The sequence below is a fragment of the Streptosporangium carneum genome, assembly GCF_027922005.1.
Taxonomy (GTDB): domain Bacteria; phylum Actinomycetota; class Actinomycetes; order Streptosporangiales; family Streptosporangiaceae; genus Streptosporangium; species Streptosporangium carneum.
Window position 1 is genome coordinate 1 of record NZ_BSEV01000178.1, and the last position, 508, is coordinate 508.

At 64.6% G+C, this 508-nt stretch carries 1 protein-coding gene; it reads right to left on the reverse strand.

Translation table 11 applies throughout. From position 1 onward, the window contains the following. Nucleotides 1–476, reverse strand: a 476-nt coding sequence (locus PKF00_RS44410) for a TonB-dependent receptor domain-containing protein (RefSeq protein WP_271223819.1), incomplete at its 3' end; no start/stop codon positions are given. Nucleotides 477–508: the final 32 nt, after the last annotated feature.

The following is a 508-nucleotide window of genomic DNA, read 5'->3' on the forward strand; positions in this document are numbered from 1 at the left end:
TAGAGTTCGGCGGTCTGCGGCGCCCTCACCCCGCGTGCAACACGACCGAATAGTGAGGCATTTTCCGTAACTTCAAACAGAAATCCGAAGTCCGGTGCGAAGGTGGAAAAATCATCGCTGCGGTCGGCCAGGCGCAGATAGCGGCCCACCGATCCGTCCGGCAGACGGTTGTCGTAGTCAAAGCGCGTCGCCTCCCAGCGGGCGCCGGCGATCAGGCTCAGCCGCTCGCTCGCCTGCCAGCGGGTCCGGGCATAGAGCGCGGCCACCCGGGCGTCGACCGCATAGTCGTAATGTTCGCCCTGGACGAAAGAGAAGCGGGTCGGGTTTTCCTGCGTTTCCGACAGCCAGCCGCGCGTCCATTCCAGATCGCTGCCCAGTGTGATCCGCCAGGCACCGCGCTCGCGATACAGCGCGCCCTGCACGCCCGCCGAACGGTGCCCGCTTTCCTCCAGAGGATCGGACGGGAAGAAATGCATGCGAAAATCCATCGCATTGGCCCGCCAGTAGG